Below are 18,354 nucleotides of genomic sequence, written 5' to 3'. Positions count from 1 at the left end.
TAAACCCACCAATAGGTAAATGGGGATCATGGACAATAAAGAATCGGTTAATCAGGTCCGACTTTCGCTATACCTGATTAACCGATAAGACGTTAACTGTAAGTAGATTAACTGATCAGAAAATTAATCGCTTGCTTCAGGGTACGTTCATTTTGGCTTTCCGGATCCGTGTAGGAGCGTTGGCCTACCTCAATGGTGAGCTGTTTACCCACCAATTGTTTAGTATCCAGTTCCTTTCCCGACTCAACGGGTAAACCCACCTCGTCAAATAGACTAACAATAGCTGGCATGCCAGCCTGAGATTCATAGAATCGGTGCGATATGTAGCCCTCATCATTTTCAAAGCGGGCCGCAAAAAAGGGAATGTCTTTATGCTCACTTTTTCCCTCTTCAATATGGGTAATGGTAACCAGTTGGCGACCATCGGCCAGCAGTGATTTATCCTGCCCTTTTTCAACAATAATTTTCATAACGCTATAATTTATTTATATTATAAACAGGGCCGATTACCCGATTGTTTTTGAAAATTAGGCGTAAATGATAAACTACCCGTGCCCATTTTCTTAGACTATATTTTAGTTGTAATGGTTTTTTCTAACTTGATTAGTGTCCATGGCTACGATAGAGCTAGATTGTAGCTACTAAAAGCAGGGTATTTGTCAATACACATCGGTAGTTTTCCAACTGTGTTAGTTGCGACTTTACCTGACAATTGATGGTTTCCTGGAATTGTAGGCACGATTTACTTAATCTCACTATTACGATGCTCTTATCCTGATTAACTCAAGAAAGTAGATGTTGCTTTGATACGGATACGATAAAGCGGTGCCGAGAAGCCCCCAGAACCTCTTTATTGTATCTGTATTGCTTTGACCCACTGAAGGATTCAACATTCGGGATAGCACCTGTTTTAACCGTGAACGTGTCAGAAAACAAACTTGGACGTTTCACCAAACCACGCCTTTCATGCCTAATCTACCTTTGTCCTATCAAGTTTAACAGGTTATCGACATGAAAAAAACAGTGTTAGTAACGGGCGCTTCGGCCGGAATTGGCAAAGCAACCGCTATTTATTTGGCCCAAAACGGCTACACGGTGTATGGGGCGGCACGCAGAATGGAAAAATTGCAAGAACTCAAAGCCTACGGTATTAAACCCGTTGAATTGGACATTACAAAACAGGAAAGTGCGGAAGGGTGTATCAACCAAATTTTGACCGAAGCAGGCAGCATCGATATTTTGGTCAACAATGCCGGGTTTGGCGCGTATGGCTCGATTGAAGATGTTTCCATGGACGACGCCCGGTATCAGTTGGAAGTCAATGTCGTGGGGGCCATGCGGTTGACCCAACTGGTTTTGCCCAACATGCGGGAAAACAGATACGGTAAAATTGTCAATATTTCCTCGGTGGGGGGTAAGATTGTTTTTCCCTTAGGGGGTTGGTATCACGCAACCAAGTTTGCCCTGGAAGCCTTGAGCGATAGTCTACGAAATGAAGTTCGGGGCTTTGGCATTGACGTCATCGTGGTTGAGCCAGGGGCTACCAAATCGGAATGGGGCAACATTGCTACCGATAGTTTGATGAATGTATCGGGCCATACCGCCTATAAAGACTTAGCCACGAAAACCCATCATGTATTTACCCAGTTATCCCAGACTATTGCGGAACCCATCGTGATCGCTAAACTGATTAAACGGGGAATCGAAGCCATCCATCCCAAAACAAGATATACGACTAACCAGATGGCTTCTACGGTTTTGTTGTTCTTACGAAAGATTTTATCCGATAAGCTAATGGACAAATTAATTATGAGTCAACTCAACTAATACCCGCGATGGAAAGCAACCTCATTCTTCAACATAACATCCTGTATTCGCGTGGGTATCAAAAAGTACAAAGTAGCGAACATTACTTTCCCGACCACGCTTTAGGCATCATGCTTTCGGGGGAATCGCATTATTTTTCCAACGAAGGCACCTTTGTCATGACCGAAGGCACCATCTGTTTAATGCGTAGAAATCAGCTATTCAAAAAGCTCAAAAAACCGGGTCCAACGGGTGAACCGCCTTCGTTAATCAGCGTATTTCTGGACCAAAACGCCTTACACCAGTACGCCACTGACAATACGATCCCAAAACAACCTACGTATAAAGGCCAGGCGATGATTGACCTCACCGGCAATGTGTTTTTGAAAGGTTTTTTTGACTCCTTATTGCCCTATAGGGATCATCCCAAAAAGCTTACGGCAAAAATGGCGGCCCTGAAAACCGCAGAAGCCATTGAGTTGCTGCTGCAAACAGGGGATGTGTTTCGACCTTTTTTGTTTGATTTTCAGGAGCCCTATAAGATTGATCTGGAGACGTATATGAATCATCATTTTCAATATAATATTCCGCTATCCTCGTTTGCCAACCTGGCGGGTCGTAGCCTTTCCACCTTTAAGCGGGATTTTACCAAGATCTTTGACACTACGCCCAAGAAGTGGTTACAGCAAAAGCGGTTGGAGCAGGCCCACTATCTGATTTCAACGAAAAGACTACGTCCCTCAGCGGTGTATTTAGAAGTTGGTTTTGAAAACCTGTCGCATTTTTCGTCTGCCTTTAAAAAGAAGTTTGGTGTAAACGCTTCGGATTTGTGAAACTACTCAAACCATAGATTACTACTTGAAGTTGCCATTTAGTGGATGGTAATCAGTCAATTAAACGCTCCCAACTGAGACGAACGAATATTCATGTGTCTACTTCTTTAATGGGGCGTGGCTGTTGCACAACTCAGTTAAGGTCAAAAAGACTGCCACTGAAGTGTCTATCCTAGTAAATTATAGAGCATCCTGAACTCAAATCGAGCTGATTAGACCCCGACTGGGGGTTGTGCAACAGCCACGGGCGTTTGTTGAAACGTTGAGCTATCGAGAGCGCGTACATCGATTGTCACCTGCGACTCGTATCTGAACTCATGTATGGCAAAGTCCCACCAAATCAACGGGGGAGGCTAGAAATCTTTTTCCAACCCGTTCTCCAAAGCTTTGAAGTACATGTCTTCCCTGAACGAATACAGAAAGGGGGCCTTGTGGGAAGCACCACTGTAATGTTTCTCTTTCTTTTCTAATATGCCATAGGACAGTAGCTTCCGATTGAAATTACTGCGGTCCAGCTTTCGGCCCAGAATGGTTTCATAAACCGTTTGCAAACTCTTGAGGGGAAATTCTTTGGGTAACAACGTATAGCCAACGGGCTGGTAATTCAGTTGTAAGCGCAGGGCATGCAACGCCTTGGCAATGATGTGTTCATGGTCAAAAAGCATCGGGGGGAGCTCCCTGACAGCCTGCCAACTACAGGCCAGTGAGGTCTCATCGGGGTGGGGAATTACCTGATCATAATTAACCAGCGCATAGTAGCCAATCGTAATAAAGCGTTGCATAAACCAACTCTCTGCCGTGAGCTCAATACCCAGCGTTTGCAGTACGTCACCCAGATGCTCCTTTCGGTTCCGTTTGGCACTGCCAAAAACATAAAATTGTTGCAAGAATACATTTGTCAAGCCCGTGCGGGCAGTCAGAATCCTGACCGCTGCGGAATCCAAATCTTCTTCTTTGCCGATAAACCCACCCGGTAGCATCCACCCCTGATTGCTTTTAGCTTGGAGTAACAGCACGGTCAACTCATTGTGGTGAAAGCCAAAAATTACGTTATCTAGAGAAACAGCTGGCAAAAGTTGGACGGAGCCTGTCTGCAGATCGTTGCTTGGCGAAGACTGATTTAGCATAATTTATTACTTTCCTTGGCAACAGGTCAATTAACTTGTATATTGGGTCAAAATGACTCAATAGGATGTAGGTTGATTCCCATTTTTGAATGAGCAAAGGTAAAGCAATGCCCGATGAAAAGACTACAAGCGATTGCGTTGAGTCGGTGACTTAGTTCAACAGCTCACCGAACGGAAGGGATTAACTATAACTTTAGCGCATCCATCTGCTTTTGGTTGAAGTTCGTATAATCCCGCCCTAAAGTAGCTTCGGCCGTATGTCCGCTCCTTGTCCTAAAGCTGTTCCCTTACCAAGTAAACTAGAAAAATCGTTCTTACTGGTCAACCCTTTATTGAAGCTGTTGTATCTGATAACCCTTTCTAAATTATGATTCGACCGTTTATTTTCCGCACCTTGTTTGGCTTACTGGTGCTGGTAGGTTTATTGCTAGCCCTGCCAGGTTATATAGTTCCGTATGAAGAACGCTTCAACGCACCCAAACCCACTCGCCCCAACGTTATCTTTATTATTTCCGATGACCATACGTCGCAGGCTATCAGTGCGTATGGAAGTAAACTGGCCAAAACGCCAAACATCGATCGCATTGCTCGGGAAGGGGCCATTCTGTATAACAATGTTGTCGCCAATTCCATTTGTGGGCCAAGCCGGGCGACCTTACTGACGGGTCAGTATTCACACCGCAATGGCTACAAACTAAATGAAAAGGTCTTTGATATCAATCAGCCGGTATTTTCAGAAGAATTGCAGAAGAACGGCTATCAGACCGCCTGGATTGGTAAAATGCACCTGGGAAGTTTGCCCCACGGGTTCGATTACCTCAACATTCTGCCCGGACACGGTAGTTATTACAACTCCGACTTTGTTGACTCTAATAACAAAACGACCCGTCATCCCGGCTATGTGACGGATGTGGTGACGGGTTTGTCGACCGACTGGCTTGATAAGCGGGATGCAACAAAGCCCTTTTTTCTAGTGGTTGGCCATAAAGCAACGCACCGCGAGTGGATGCCAGCCCTGGAAGATCTCGGGGCCTATGATACCGTTACGTTTCCGATACCGCCCACCTTCTACGATACCTATACCGGGCGTCTGGCGGCCCAGCAGCAGGACATGAGTATTGAAAAAACGATGAGCCTGCAAGCCGATCTAAAAGTGCACGTTGAGTATGAGGTCGACGAAGCCAAAGTCCCCCAGGAGAAAGCCCGGTTGAAAAAGATGCTGTACGGCGATGCCGAGCCTACTCCCGAGCAGGATCAACAGCTCGACACGTACGTTCGGGAGGGCTCCTACAAACGGCTTACCCCCGAGCAGAAGAAAGCCTTTTCAGCCTATTACGCCAAAATCAGTCAAGAATTCGACCAGAAGAAGCTGACGGGCAAGGCCCTGACGGAATGGAAGTACCAGCGCTATCTGAAAGATTACTTATCAACGGCCAATTCGCTGGATCGCAACATCGGCAAACTCCTGGCTTATCTGGATAAGCGTGGTCTGGCGAAAAATACGGTGGTCATTTATACGTCCGATCAGGGTTTCTATCTGGGGGAGCACGGTTGGTTCGATAAACGTTGGATCTACGAAGAGTCCCTAAAAACGCCGTTTGTTATTCGGTATCCGGGCGTGATCAAACCCGGCAGTCAAGTTAAACAGGTTGTCTCGAATGTGGACTGGGCGCCCACGCTACTGAGTCTTACCAATACGCCCATTCCAGCTTATATCCAGGGGGAATCATTTTTGCCCGTCTTGACCGGCTCAACGAAGGCGTGGCGTGATCGGGCTTATTATCATTATTATGAATATCCCCAGCCGCATCACGTATCGCCCCACTTTGGCTTACGGACGAACCACTACACGCTGGCGCGCTTTTATGGTCCGGCCAATTTTTGGGAATTGTATGATATTCAGAAAGATCCGCATAATCTGCACAATCTGTATGGTCAGAAAGGATATGAAACCCTCACCGCTGGCTTGAAGCAGCAACTGAAGCGTGAAATCGTCAAGTACAAAGATGAGGAGGCACTTAAATTGATGGATAGCGTCCCAAAGTAGCGAGAATGGCCCCGTATGCGACTGACAGTTGTACATCAAGTGTCCAATACAACGCTCCTACTTGAGACCATAGGGATGGTATACGTATGGTTCGAGAAATGGGCGTGGCTGTTGCACCACTCTGCTACCCACATCGATTTTTCAACATCTGAAAATGGCGAATAAAAATTTCTACCATCGACTGCCCGTCTGCCTTGCATGGTTGAAGATACAAAACTCTACCCAGTCAGCCATTTTATGCACAGACAGAGTTGTGCAACAACTACGGCGTTTTGTGAGACAACTTCTAAAATGTGTTGGCCATTTTATGAGTTAATCCAATTTTTATAGATCAGTAAATTAAAGACTTGATCCAGTTGATGGTAAGTTTTGTCAGAATGCTGATACCCCAGCTCTTTGAATTAACTTATATACCTGAAAACTGGACACATATTTCGGAAATACGGATACAGTCGGGGCTCGATTTCGGCGGAATTTTGTGAAACAAATTAAACGTCGCAGTACGACAAATCACATGGAAGCTATCAAACAAGTAGCATTAGGCAATCAAGGGTTAATCGTTCCTCGGATTGGCCTGGGTTGCATGGGTATGAGTCAACTGATGGGTGCCGATACCTACGGGAAGGCAAATGACGAAGATTCGATTGCAACCATTCACCGTTCGCTCGAATTGGGAGGCAATTTTCTAGACACGTCCGATTTATATGGCCCTCTAGTCAACGAACGGCTTGTCGGAAAGGCTATCAAGGGACAACGGGATAAGTATATCATTGCCACCAAGTTTGGCTTTGAAATTGATGATAACGGGCAAATGGTGCTGGCCAACAATTATCCAGTTATCAACAACCGGAAAGAATACATGCGAAAAGCCGTTGAACGCTCGCTGAAAAACCTAGGTACTGACTATATTGACCTATATTACATGCACCGGCAAGACCCTGCTGTTCCTATCGAAGAAACGATAGGTGCTATGGCTGAACTGGTGAAAGAAGGGAAAATCAACTATATAGGCATTTCGGAAGTCGATTCAGAAACGATTCGTAAAGCCTATGCGGTGCATCCGATTTCGGCGGTACAGAATGAATACTCCCTGTTTGAGCGGGAAACGGAACGGGCAGGAGTACTGGCAACAGTAGCAGAACTAGGGGTCGGCATGGTCGCCTACTCACCGTTGAGCCGTGGCCTGGCAACGGGTAAAATTCAGTCAAACAGCGAGTTAGCCGATGATGACTTCCGCAAACAGTTCGGCAAGTTTAAAGATGGGCAACTGGATAAAAATTTGGTCTTAATCAACGAGGTGGAAACCCTGGCCACAGAAAAAGGCCTGACTGTTGCCCAACTCGCGTTAGCCTGGGTGATTGCGAAAGGAGTTGTTCCCATTCCAGGAACGAAAAAAGTAAACTACATCGAGCAGAATATTGCCGGGGCTCAAATGGATTTGACCGACAACGATCTGGAACGGCTAGAAGCGATCGTACCGATTGAGACAGAAACCGGCAGCCGGTACTTGTAAGAAAAACAGTAGATAATCGCTGGTTGTCTACCGTCAGAGATTACCGATAAACGTATAGCCTGTACACAGTAGTGACTTACCTGAGTCACTGCTGTCATTTTATAGATCTATGAAAAATCAGCCAGTACCACCGCATATTATCCCGTCAATTTCTGCTATCCATAAATGGCTCGGCCTGCCCAAACCAGCACACCCGCTCGTCAGCGTAATTGATCTAAAAACCATTTCTATTCAAGTAGATATACTCGAACAGGCTTTTGCTTACTCTTTTTATAGTATCAACCTCAAAAAGAACTTCGACTGGAAAGTCAAATATGGTCAACAACACTATGACTTTGACGAAGGTGTGATGACATTCCAAGCACCGGGGCAAGTATTAAAAGTGGATGCCGACGGGTCAACCCAGGTGGAGGGCTATTCGTTGTTTATACATCCTGATTTTTTTAATGGTTACCTATTAGCGGCCAAAATCAGGCAGTACAATTTTTTTTCCTACGCTGTTCATGAAGCGTTGCATCTGTCCGATACAGAAGAACAGTTGATTATGGGGATCATGGAAAATCTTTCCCGTGAGATTAATTCATCAATCGACACGTTTTCTCAGGATCTGATTATTTCTCACATCGATTTGTTATTGAACTATGCAAACCGCTTCTATCACCGGCAATTTATCACTCGAAAACCGGCAAGTTTCGACGTATTAACAAAATTTGAAACGTTGCTTGATGAGCATTTCAGCGAAGATCACTTAGCTGAATCGGGGTCTCCAAGTGTGCAGCTCCTGGCCGATCAGCTAAATTTTTCCTCGAAATACCTGAGTGACCTGCTAAAAACACAAACGGGGATGAACGCTAAACAGCACATTCAGAACCGGCTCATTGAGAAAACAAAAGAGATACTAACAACGACTTCACTGTCGGTGGGTGAGATCGCTTTTATGCTTGGCTTTGAATACCCCCAGTCTCTGAATAAGTTGTTTAAGAACAAAACCAACGTGTCACCCCTCGAGTATCGGGCTTCCTTCAACTAAAAGTAATAATGGTTGACTATTTTCTCCTGATAACGTGTTCCTTACCCATCAGACACGTAAAAATCATCGAATAAGCGCATCACGTAGCCCCATGCAAACAGACACAACTACAATTCCTGGACTCAGGAATATTGAGCAAATATCTACTCTAACAAACAAAAGGGATGTAGAGAATTTTGAGATACTGGATCTGAGTATGGTGGACAACAATACCCCCTTATCGTTAGATTATTCGAGAAAAACGTTTTATACAGTTACCCTTCTACAAGGTAACTATACGCTTGAATTTGACGAAAAACAGATTGATGTATCAGGCAATTCATTACTATTTACCAGCACTAAAATACCCTTTGGCATACAGGCAGCAGAAGGCGTGTATGCAGGAATAAGCTGTCTATTTAAAGAGGATTTTATTACAAAAAGTAATAGTGGGTACCGGTTGCTTGACTTCCCTATTTACAAACCAGGGAGGCAGACTATTTATTCATTGACCAATGAACAAACAAAAAACTTCGTTGAAATTTATACCAAACTGTTTGACGAGAAACACGAAAACGGCGATTTCAAGGAAAACCTGCAACGTACCTATTTGCTCGAGCTGATTTTCAATGCTCAAAAGCTTGATCCGGTCAGTTCCTACATAAAAAAGAATAACACGACTGAGGAAATAGCCTGTTCCTTTATACGGTTGCTGGAATCACAGTTTCCTATAGAATCTGCCCAGAGTACCCTCCGATTAAAAACGGCAAAGGATTTTGCCGATGACCTGTCATTACATCCCAATTATTTAAACCGACAGGTGAAACGATCGAAAGGCAGAACGGTAAGCGAAATCATAGCGGCACGAATCGTTCAGGAAGCGAAAATTTTATTGAAGGTAACGAACTGGAATATTGTGGAGATTGCCAGCTCCCTGGGTTTCGAGCAGGCATCGCACTTCAATTTGTTTTTCAAGAAACACGTACTGGTTTCACCGACAGCTTACAGGAAAACAATAAAATAACTAGTTTTAGTCTGATTAATAACTACTTACGTAGAAGTTTGATTTTAGTAAGGATTGGTTTTATTTAGGCTAACACGGCCTCGTTGATCTGCTTCATCTTTGCATTGTAATTAGAACACTTTGCGAAATGACAAAAATAGCATTAGTAACAGGGGCCAACAAAGGCATCGGTTTTGAGACAGCTAAACAACTTGCCCAGCATGATATTAAAGTCCTGTTAGGAGCAAGAAATGAAACGGAAGGAAAAAAGGCAGAGGAGATTTTACGTGCGCAGTCATTAGATGTGACATTCGTCAAACTTGATATTAGTGTTTCCCATGATATAGAAAATATCAAAAACTATATTGACCGTGAATTTGGTAAGCTGGATATTCTAATCAACAATGCAGCGGTATTCCTGGATAGTGCCTGGTTTGGGAATAACACCGAAACTGTACCCTTAAAAACGTTGCGTGATACATTCGACATCAATTATTTCGGTACGGTTGAGCTAACGCAATCATTACTGCCAGCGATTAGAAAAAGTGAAGCCGGGCGAATCGTGAATATTAGCAGCGTTTCAGGCTCCTTTGGTGTTCATCTTGATGAAACCCATTGGTTATATGCCTTGAAACCTTATGCTTACAGCGCGTCAAAAACAGCCTTGAACCAGTTTACCGTGTTTTTGGCAAACGCCCTGGGCAATACTAAAATCAAGGTAAATGCAGTAAATCCGGGTTGGGTAAAAACATCAATTGGCTCAGACCAGGCACCACTTACGCCAGAAGATGGGGCGAAAAGCGGTGTGGCACTAGCATTGATGGACGAAAACGGACCGGCTGGTACATTTTCTCAGGCGGGTGAGACGTTGCCTTGGTAGGCGGTTGCCGCCTAGTGCAGCCCACTACCTCACGCGGCCAGTAAATTAATAACCGGTCAGGTCGCCTTTCTAACAATTCGTCAAAGCCGCCATTATCTATCGGCTCGGCACTAATTATTTTTACTTCACTAAAAAAGCAACATGTCCAACACACCTCTCGAAGTCGCAGAAACCTTCTTCGCCCATTGGCAGGCCAATCGGATGGAAGACGCACTCGCCATGCTCTCGCCTGATGTCATTTACCAAAATTTTCCTACCCCCGACCTTATCGGCCGCGAGGCTGTCCGAAAGTTCAATGTCGATGCCGGTATCGGTACGACCTTGCAGGCGAACTGGGAAATCGTTCATCTTGCCGCCGTCGGCAATGTGGTGCTCAACGAGCGGATTGATAACTTTAGACATGCCAACGGCACTACCCTGACGGTACCGGTAATGGGAACGCTTACCATTGAGGAGGGCGCTATCACCGTCTGGCGGGACTATTTCGACTCGGCCAACGCAGCGCAGCAGCAGCTCATGCGCTCACTCGCGTAACCCACGCAAGCGCACTTTTCGCTGCTGTTCTGCCAAGATGAGTCAGCGTTGGTATAGCTACCATCAATCAGTAAGGCGACCCTATTGGTACCATATCGTTTCTCTGTTAGTTAAGTCTTTGCCTACATTTTCCCGACGAATATGTTTAAACTGGCCAGATAAAGATTGTCCAAATGACCGTTTCCCGGATTACTGGGTGATTGTAAGTCATGTAGTATGGTTGTGGCGAATAAGCGCCCCCTGATGAAATCTACCACGTAGACCGTAGACCATGGATGCAACAGATCGGATGATGTGTTTTCCAGTTACACATGATCTGATTTGTTTCTCAGTAAATGCTCCCTCCCGAGACGAATATCGATTTGGGTATCTATAATCGGGCGTTTGGTTAAACACCTGCATAGCGATAAAATCAACGCCTTTTTGAGGAGTTATTTAGCACAACTTCTACCGTTGCTCCCTGCAGTACACCAGCATACGCTAGCAATATTTAGTGATGACTGAGCGCATAAATACCTAGATAAACTAAGGCACCAGCTATGTATCCTAACAAAGCTAGTCCGCTGATGCGTCGTAAATACCAGCCGAATTCTAATTTCTCCATCCCCATCACGGCTACCCCAGCCGCTGAACCAATTACTAATAAGCTGCCTCCTGTACCAGCCGTGTAGGCCAAAAACTCCCACAACTTGGCATCTATCGGATAGGTGTTTAGATCATACATACCCATCATGGCGGCTACAATCGGGACGTTGTCAACGATGGCTGAAGCTACGCCAATTAATAACACAATTAAGTCTAAATCACCAATCCACTTATTGAGACTAGCAGCGACTGTGGTTAAAGCACCAGTTGATTCTAGCGTTCCCACTGCTAACAAAATGCCCAGAAAGAACAAAATACTTGGAACATCCACTTTACTCAATGCATAAGCGGCTGTGTAACGCTTTCGGTCCTGCTCATCTTTGTCGGCATGAATGATCTCCGAGATGCCCCAAACCATACCTAACGCCAATAACATGGGCATGTAAGGAGGCAAGTGAGTCACCGTCTTAATAATTGGCACCATGACAATGGCGGTTAATCCAGCCGCAAACACAATGCGCCGGTCACGCCGTTGAATAGAGGTAACATACGGTCGGCTAACTCCCTTCTGATTTGAGGAGCCTGTTGATAGTGAAGGCTTAAAAGACGCACTTAACCACAGTAAAGGAGCCAGTAGACAGATCAAGCTGGGCAGAAACAATTGGCTAATGATAGTCGTGGTGGACACTTGCCCTCCAATCCATAGCATCGTGGTGGTCACATCGCCAATGGGTGACCAAGCTCCTCCGGCATTAGCGGCAATGATAATCATGCCGGCTATGAGTTTACGCTCTTCTACATTCTTGACGAGCTTTCGGGTAACCGAAACCATAACAATGGCGGAGGCCAAATTATCGAGTAAGGCAGAGAGGATGAACGTGAGCCCACTGATAAGCCATAACAGCACTTTAGGATTACGGGTGGCAATGCGATCAGTAATGATGGTAAAGCCATCATGAATGTCAATTAACTCGACAATGGTCATTGCTCCCAAAAGAAAGAACAGGATTTGAGCAATCTCAATGAGATGATGGCTTAGATGCTCTAAGACAGGTTCGGGAGCAGTAGCCGAGAGAACGTAGATGATCCAGCAAAGTACACCAGTAATTAATGCCGTAGCTGTCTTGTTGAAGCGGATGGGATGTTCAAGCGTGATTAAGAGATAGCCCAGAACAAAAATGATGGTTATAGTTGTAATCATATGTATTACAAGCTAGGCTATGAGAGGCAAGTTCCTAGGTTCGATTAGAAAATCCTTAGATTATACTACATGAATGAGTATGCGATGAATTACATTGGATAGATATTAAAAAAGATTACTGTCTCACGTAAACGCTCGATTTTAGCAATAACCTCGATTAGTTTTAGCGACTCCTGCGCGAGTTCTTAACGATCGCTCGAATACCTGAACTTGCTACATTTGACTGGAGACGGATTTTAGGCACATTTGGGAACAAACCCAAAAGTACCCATGAAGAAAAGACGTGTATTTGACCTGGCATTCAAACAAATGGCCGTTGAGTTATCCCACGCCAAAGGCTCCGTGCAGGAAGCCGCTCGTGAACTCGGCATTGATTCGAGCCGGATTACCAAATGGCGACAAAGCCACAAAAGCCCTGGTCAATCTGCAACTGCGGCCCCCGAGCTGAGCGAGGATCAGAAGCTGATCAAACGACTTCAGAAAGAGCTGAAAGACGCTCAGCTTGAGCGCGATATACTAAAATCACTGTACAGCGCATCCGCTGTTGAATAGTCTTAACAACTTTTGTATCAGCCCAAAACCCTATTTTTGGCTGACTTTCAGAACCAAGCTCCCCGCTTTTACTGGTACTTTTAAAGTCCTTACTAAAATCTGAGCTGGAGCGTACCATGCTTTCCTACTCGGAAGGCATTTGGTGAATTGATTGGTGATCGCTTTGGCGAATCCCCCACAGAAAAATTTTACAGTCCCGATACGCTTCCTGGAAGTCATTAACCATTAATGTCCAATAGGTATGAACCAGCTATCGTTCAACATTATTAATCCCCAGGCTGCGGGGATTGATGTCGGTTCGCGCACTCATCTGGTGGCTATTGACCAGAATAAAGACAATGTGCGTGAATTTGGGGTGTACACCAAAGATCATCAAGAGATGATCAACCATTTGCGCCAACATGGCGTAACCACCATCGCTATGGAAAGCACTGGCAGTTATTGGCAAACGTTGTTTAGTGCGCTCCAGCATGCAGGTTTTAACGTGTTACTGGTAGGCGGTAACCAGACTAAAAACGTAAAGGGCAGAAAAACCGATGTAATTGACTGCATCTGGATTCAGAAGCTACATTCGCTGGGCCTATTATCAGGCAGTTTATTACTGAGTGACACCTTCCAGCAGTTACGTACCTATTATTACCATCACCTGCATTTGGTTCAACAGTCGGCCCGCTACAGCAACAAAATGCAGAAAGCATTGCGGCTGATGAACATCCGTTTGGATGTGGTGATTAATGACATCACTGGCCAGTCAGGTATGGCTGTTATTGAGGCCATCCTAGCTGGACAGCGTGAACCCGAACACTTAGTGTCACTGGTCAGTCATCGGGTCAAAAAGTCGCGACAAGAGATTGCCGATGCCCTGCAAGGCTGGTGGCGGGAAGAACTGTTATTTGAATTACAGGCTTCTCTGGATTTTTACCGTCTGTATGAACGGAAGATCAAAGAATGCGACCAGGTTATTGAAACCTTTCTGGTCAAGTATGCTCCTGAGGTCGAGGTTTCAATAGATGAGAAGAAGCAACTGAAAACTAACCGAAAGAGAGCTGGTAAACATGCCCCTAGCTTTAATCTATCTCATCTGGCCTACCAATATTTCAGAACCGACCTATTTGCCATATCAGGCATTAGTTACAACGCTGTTTTATGTTTGCTGACCAGCCTAGGTCATGATATACACAAGTTTCCGACGGCTAAAGGTTTTGCCTGCTGGTTAGGACTGGTACCCAATAACAAAATCAGCGGAGGCAAGGTCATTGGCAATCGAACTCCATCGGGGAAGAATCATATCGCTAAAGCACTGCGCCATGCGGCCAACTCGATTGGCAATCAGAAAGATCACGAGCTGACACCTTTCTTCAAGCGTATTGCCTTCAAAAAAGGCCGCCTGGCTGCCATTATCGCGACGGCTAGAAAGTTGGCTGTTATTATTTGGAACATGATTGTTAAAGCCGAACCCTACCAAAAGAACCAGATGGAATTAAGCAATGAGAAGCAGAAGGCGATGAAGTTGAAGCACCTGGATAAGAAATTACATGCCCTTCAACTAACCAAAGAGGAGCTGGAGAAGCTGTTTTTAAAGCATTCATTATCAGTAACCTAGTAGTGAGTTGTACAGAAAAAAGGCAGTCGGCATCTTCTCCAGGGGCGACCGCGCGGCGGACCGTGGGAAATATTCCGATTTGTAGCGGAACATGCCAATCAATTTCCCGTTGAGAGGATGTGTAAGGTACTGAAAGTCAGTAGTAGTGGGTACTATTATTGGCGCAAGCATCCGGTTGGCATTAGGCAACTAAAACAAGCTCAGTTGCTGGACGATATTCGACAGGTACATGCCCAGAGCGAGTCTCGGTACGGTAGTCCCGCGCCACGGTGGCCCGGATCGCTGATGAATTGCGGGAGCGGGGCGTAAAGACATCACGTAATCGGGTGGCCCGATTGATGCACAAAGCGGCCATTCGCAGCATCATGTATAAAAAATATCGTGTTCAGACTACCGACTCATCTCACGATTATCCGATAGTTAAAAACCTGTTAAACCGAGAATTCACAGCAGATAAGCCAGGTCAGAAGTGGGTGTCAGATATCACGGCACGGGCCGCCCCGCTACATTCCGACCGGCGAGGGTTGGTTATACCTGACAGCCGTGCTGGATTTGGCAGACCGAAAAGTAATCGGATGGGCATTGAGTGATGGACTGAAAGCTGCGGATACGAGCGTAGCAGCCTGGCGTATGGCTCTCAAAAACAGGAGCATAGACGGTAAACTTCTATTTCACTGCGCCGGCAGCCCGGTCAGATCGTGGTGTCCAGTATGCCTGCAATGAATTTCTGGGGCATCTAAAGGGCTTGCCCGTCGTACAGAGCATGAGCCGTAAAGGCAACTGTCGCTTCGGCGATCCGATGGGACAATGCAGTAGTTGAGAGCTTTTTCAAAACATTTAAAAGCGAATTGGTTAACCATGTTGACTTTCCGACGCGGGCCGCAGCCCGGTTGGCCACCTTCGAGTATATCGAGGGTTGGTACAATCGTCGGCGGAAACATTCAAGCTTGAATTACCGAACTCCTACTCAACAGGAATCTTATTTTTACACCTCTCAGATGGCTGCTTGAAAAAATCTCCAGTATACTGTTGCAAGTCCAAACGCTTCCTTGGTCGCTTTAGCGAAGGCCTGTACCGCTTTTTCGTCTTTTTCATGAATCAGGCCATTCGGCATGATTGGGAAATTGAGCAGTAACGTCGCGTTTCGCCCAATGGAGTGGTAATAAATATCCATCAGTTGGGGCAAGGTTTTCACTTTTCTATCTTCCCGTTCGTGGTAGAACCATTCGGGTCGAATCGAGGTGTTTACTTCTGCTGGCACCCAGGCATTGCCATTTTCGACACCATGACGCAACATCTGTTCCGGCACCTCGCCCGTTGCCTTTAACAGACTCCAGTTAGTTTCACCTACATACCCCGCTTCGGTGCCTACCCAGCGAAGGTCCGCTCGATCACCTCCGTCATTCCAGATGACAATGTTGGGCTGGAGTTTACGCACCAGTTTATAGGTATTGGGCCAGTCGTAGTACGTTTTAGCGTCAATCTTACGGGTTTCGTTGGCCCCGCCATAATAACCTGATCCGCCATTCGCGCCATCAAACCAGACTTCAAAAATTTCCCCGTAGTTGGTCAGTAATTCCTGCAACTGGTTGCGGAAGTAGGTAATGTAGGCAGGCTTTCCATAGTCAGGGTGATTTCTGTCCCAGGGCGACAAATACACTCCGAATTTCAGGCCATATTCTTTGCAGGCATTGGCCATCTCCCGCACAATATCGGCTTTCCCGCTTTGCCAGGGGATATTTTTGACAGAGTATTCGGTATACTTTGACGGCCACAGACAAAACCCGCTATGGTGTTTAGCCGTGAAAATAATACCTTTCATGCCTGCCTCTTTGCAAATTCGGGCCCACTGCCTGCAATCCAGTTTGGTCGGGTTAAACAACTTAAGATCTTCGTTGCCCAAGCCCCAGGCCATATCGGTATAGGTATTGATCGAAAAATGGATAAAGGCGTAGTATTCCATTTTCTGCCAGCGCAACTGGTTTTCGTTGGGAACTGGCCCGACTGGTTGAGGAGCCTTAACCTGGGCATAGGTGTTACTAGTTAAACCTACCAAGCAAAAAATTAGCACGAGAAGGTGTCTATTTCCAATACGACCAGTAGGTGGATAATTGAAACGGAACGTCATATTTGTTTTGTTACGAGTGATTTTCGGGTGTAGGATTCTTCATTCCATTCCATAAACCTGATCCATAAGTTGCCATTTTGGGTTTTGTCTTCGCTTAGGCAGACCGCCACTACTTGAGAGCAGGGCATCGTTGATCTGACAAAACGTAGCCGTTATCGAGCCGAGGGAAACGCTTATAACTAGCCCGCTACGAGCTTCTTCCATTGATATAGATAAACAAGCTCATCTAATGTTCGTATTTTGACCTTATCGATTCATTAACAAAACTAGCGTCAAGCAAAGAGTTAGATTATACCAAAACAGACTTTTTTCTATATAAAACAGACTTTCCCTAGTTTTATGCCAATTTTGTACTGACTAATGAATAAGCGTTTTTTGAAGCATACTTTATCGCTGCTCAATGTCGATTGGGTCAAACTGGATTCTCGGTGGAACTACAAAAATGTCATCAGCCCTTATCACCGCATTTATTACATTGATGAAGGAGAGGGGAAACTATTTGATCATGCCAAAACGCTTAAGCTGGAAGCGGGTTATTTATACATTATTCCTAGTTATACACTCTGTAACCTAATCTGTGAAAGTTACCTTAGTCAATACTTTGTTCAGTTCTTCGAAGAATCCGCTGATGGTACCTCCCTATTCTTAGCTAGCCGACTTATCTCTAGAGTGAAGGCCAGCGAAATCGACGTGCTAAATTTTAAACGCTTGGTAGAAATCAACCCAGGTAGGGGTATTAATCGGTCTGATAACCCTTTGGTGTACGAAAAGAACATTTATTACAAGGAATACCAGGAACTCAACAATCAGCAGAAGTTTGACCTCTTTTTGGAGACCCAAGGCATCCTGCTTCAATTATTATCACGGTTTGCTGTTCCAGAGTTGCTATCCGCCCGGGAAGCGGTCGAAGTTCCTATTACGATTCTGGACACTATGCGTTTTATTCTGGTCAACTTGCACTTACCCCTAACGGTAAAACGTTTAGCCGAAAGGGTACATCTGAATCCAGAGTATTTTTCCCGATTATTTGGGAAGCATACCGGGACGCGCCCACTAACGTTTATTAATGAAAAACGAATTGAACGGGCCGTACATATTATGGCCACTAGCCAGTCTTCCCTTTCTGAAATTGCGGCACTTACGGGATTTGAAGGTCTTTCCCATTTTACCCGGACATTTAAGAAGATAACGTCTTTGCCGCCAGGAATCTATCGCAAGCAGCTAAATCATACCTGACAATATCTGCTTGGGCTGTATTACCCTAAGATAGTTTGACTAATTTGTGTTTAGTTAACTCAGCCTTTTTACGAGATTATCCAATTGAGCGGGTTGTTTATTAATGCATAGTAACGAAATAGCTGGGCGATCCTTGCCATACGATTCCCCACTATTAAGCTGGGCCGCCCAATATAGTGCTCCCTATATTTAGGACCAGTTTTTGCTTTTTTTAATTGAGGTTTTCCGATTCTACGTCGACTTGCAAAGGAGTACAGTACACCTCAGCAGGTGTTTTTCTAGCCAGACCTTGATGGC

General features: G+C 45.2%; 16 protein-coding genes and 1 pseudogene. 13 read left to right on the top strand and 4 right to left on the bottom strand.

The features are described 5' to 3' along the window. Positions 1 to 107 precede the first annotated feature (107 nt). Positions 108 to 470 (bottom strand): hypothetical protein, encoded by a 363-nt coding sequence (locus GJR95_RS38645; protein WP_162390946.1) that lies wholly within the window; start codon positions 468 to 470, stop codon positions 108 to 110. 541 nt (positions 471 to 1,011) lie between these two features. Between GJR95_RS38645 and GJR95_RS38640 the strand changes: the two genes are divergently transcribed. Beyond that, a complete protein-coding gene (locus GJR95_RS38640; RefSeq protein WP_162390945.1) occupies positions 1,012 to 1,827 on the top strand; it encodes an oxidoreductase in 816 nt (271 codons plus the stop codon). Between the two features lie 8 nt (positions 1,828 to 1,835). Next, positions 1,836 to 2,639, top strand: a complete 804-nt coding sequence (locus GJR95_RS38635) for a helix-turn-helix domain-containing protein (RefSeq protein WP_162390944.1) — start codon at positions 1,836 to 1,838, stop codon at positions 2,637 to 2,639. 353 nt (positions 2,640 to 2,992) lie between these two features. Here the strand turns inward: GJR95_RS38635 and GJR95_RS38630 are convergent, their stop codons facing one another. Further along, positions 2,993 to 3,655 (bottom strand): NUDIX hydrolase, encoded by a 663-nt coding sequence (locus GJR95_RS38630; RefSeq protein WP_198424778.1) that lies wholly within the window; start codon positions 3,653 to 3,655, stop codon positions 2,993 to 2,995. A gap of 478 nt (positions 3,656 to 4,133) precedes the next feature. On the opposite strand from GJR95_RS38630, the gene GJR95_RS38625 reads away from it, so the two are divergent. From GJR95_RS38625 to GJR95_RS38600, 6 genes are all read left to right on the top strand, one after another. Next, positions 4,134 to 5,813: a sulfatase family protein gene (locus GJR95_RS38625; RefSeq protein ID WP_162390942.1), complete on the top strand. Its 1,680-nt coding sequence runs from the start codon at positions 4,134 to 4,136 to the stop codon at positions 5,811 to 5,813. A 514-nt stretch (positions 5,814 to 6,327) separates the two neighbouring features. Beyond that, complete coding sequence (locus GJR95_RS38620; RefSeq protein ID WP_162390941.1) at positions 6,328 to 7,326, top strand: aldo/keto reductase; 999 nt, start codon at positions 6,328 to 6,330, stop codon at positions 7,324 to 7,326. Between the two features lie 109 nt (positions 7,327 to 7,435). Next, positions 7,436 to 8,356, top strand: a complete 921-nt coding sequence (locus GJR95_RS38615) for a helix-turn-helix domain-containing protein (protein WP_162390940.1) — start codon at positions 7,436 to 7,438, stop codon at positions 8,354 to 8,356. Between the two features lie 91 nt (positions 8,357 to 8,447). Next, positions 8,448 to 9,359 carry a helix-turn-helix domain-containing protein gene (locus GJR95_RS38610; RefSeq protein WP_162390939.1) on the top strand — a complete coding sequence of 304 codons (912 nt, stop codon included), beginning with the start codon at positions 8,448 to 8,450 and terminating at the stop codon, positions 9,357 to 9,359. A 127-nt stretch (positions 9,360 to 9,486) separates the two neighbouring features. Next, a complete protein-coding gene (locus tag GJR95_RS38605; RefSeq protein WP_162390938.1) occupies positions 9,487 to 10,218 on the top strand; it encodes an SDR family oxidoreductase in 732 nt (243 codons plus the stop codon). Between the two features lie 141 nt (positions 10,219 to 10,359). Continuing rightward, positions 10,360 to 10,752 carry a limonene-1,2-epoxide hydrolase family protein gene (locus GJR95_RS38600; RefSeq protein WP_162390937.1) on the top strand — a complete coding sequence of 131 codons (393 nt, stop codon included), beginning with the start codon at positions 10,360 to 10,362 and terminating at the stop codon, positions 10,750 to 10,752. Between the two features lie 490 nt (positions 10,753 to 11,242). On the opposite strand, the gene nhaD is transcribed toward GJR95_RS38600, so the two are convergent. Further along, positions 11,243 to 12,538 carry a sodium:proton antiporter NhaD gene (gene nhaD, locus GJR95_RS38595; protein ID WP_162390936.1) on the bottom strand — a complete coding sequence of 432 codons (1,296 nt, stop codon included), beginning with the start codon at positions 12,536 to 12,538 and terminating at the stop codon, positions 11,243 to 11,245. A 270-nt stretch (positions 12,539 to 12,808) separates the two neighbouring features. On the opposite strand from nhaD, the gene GJR95_RS38590 reads away from it, so the two are divergent. From GJR95_RS38590 to GJR95_RS42925, 4 genes are all read left to right on the top strand, one after another. Then, complete coding sequence (locus tag GJR95_RS38590; protein ID WP_162390935.1) at positions 12,809 to 13,090, top strand: transposase; 282 nt, start codon at positions 12,809 to 12,811, stop codon at positions 13,088 to 13,090. A gap of 241 nt (positions 13,091 to 13,331) precedes the next feature. Beyond that, positions 13,332 to 14,693, top strand: a complete 1,362-nt coding sequence (locus GJR95_RS38585) for an IS110 family RNA-guided transposase (protein WP_162390934.1) — start codon at positions 13,332 to 13,334, stop codon at positions 14,691 to 14,693. 269 nt (positions 14,694 to 14,962) lie between these two features. After that, positions 14,963 to 15,283, top strand: a complete 321-nt coding sequence (locus GJR95_RS38580; protein ID WP_162390933.1) for an IS3 family transposase — start codon at positions 14,963 to 14,965, stop codon at positions 15,281 to 15,283. A gap of 204 nt (positions 15,284 to 15,487) precedes the next feature. After that, positions 15,488 to 15,703 carry an integrase core domain-containing protein gene (locus tag GJR95_RS42925; RefSeq protein WP_162392024.1) on the top strand — a complete coding sequence of 72 codons (216 nt, stop codon included), beginning with the start codon at positions 15,488 to 15,490 and terminating at the stop codon, positions 15,701 to 15,703. A 23-nt stretch (positions 15,704 to 15,726) separates the two neighbouring features. Here GJR95_RS42925 and GJR95_RS38570 read toward each other — a convergent pair. Then, a pseudogene (locus GJR95_RS38570) lies at positions 15,727 to 16,656 on the bottom strand (alpha-L-fucosidase); the annotation flags it as partial. Positions 16,657 to 17,181: 525 nt separating this feature from the next. On the opposite strand from GJR95_RS38570, the gene GJR95_RS38565 reads away from it, so the two are divergent. Then, a complete protein-coding gene (locus GJR95_RS38565) occupies positions 17,182 to 18,057 on the top strand; it encodes a helix-turn-helix domain-containing protein (protein ID WP_162390932.1) in 876 nt (291 codons plus the stop codon). Positions 18,058 to 18,354: the final 297 nt, after the last annotated feature.

The sequence above is a fragment of the Spirosoma endbachense genome (assembly GCF_010233585.1).
GTDB classification, from domain to species: Bacteria; Bacteroidota; Bacteroidia; order Cytophagales; family Spirosomataceae; genus Spirosoma; species Spirosoma endbachense.
This window is presented reverse-complemented; position numbering and strand designations above follow the sequence as displayed.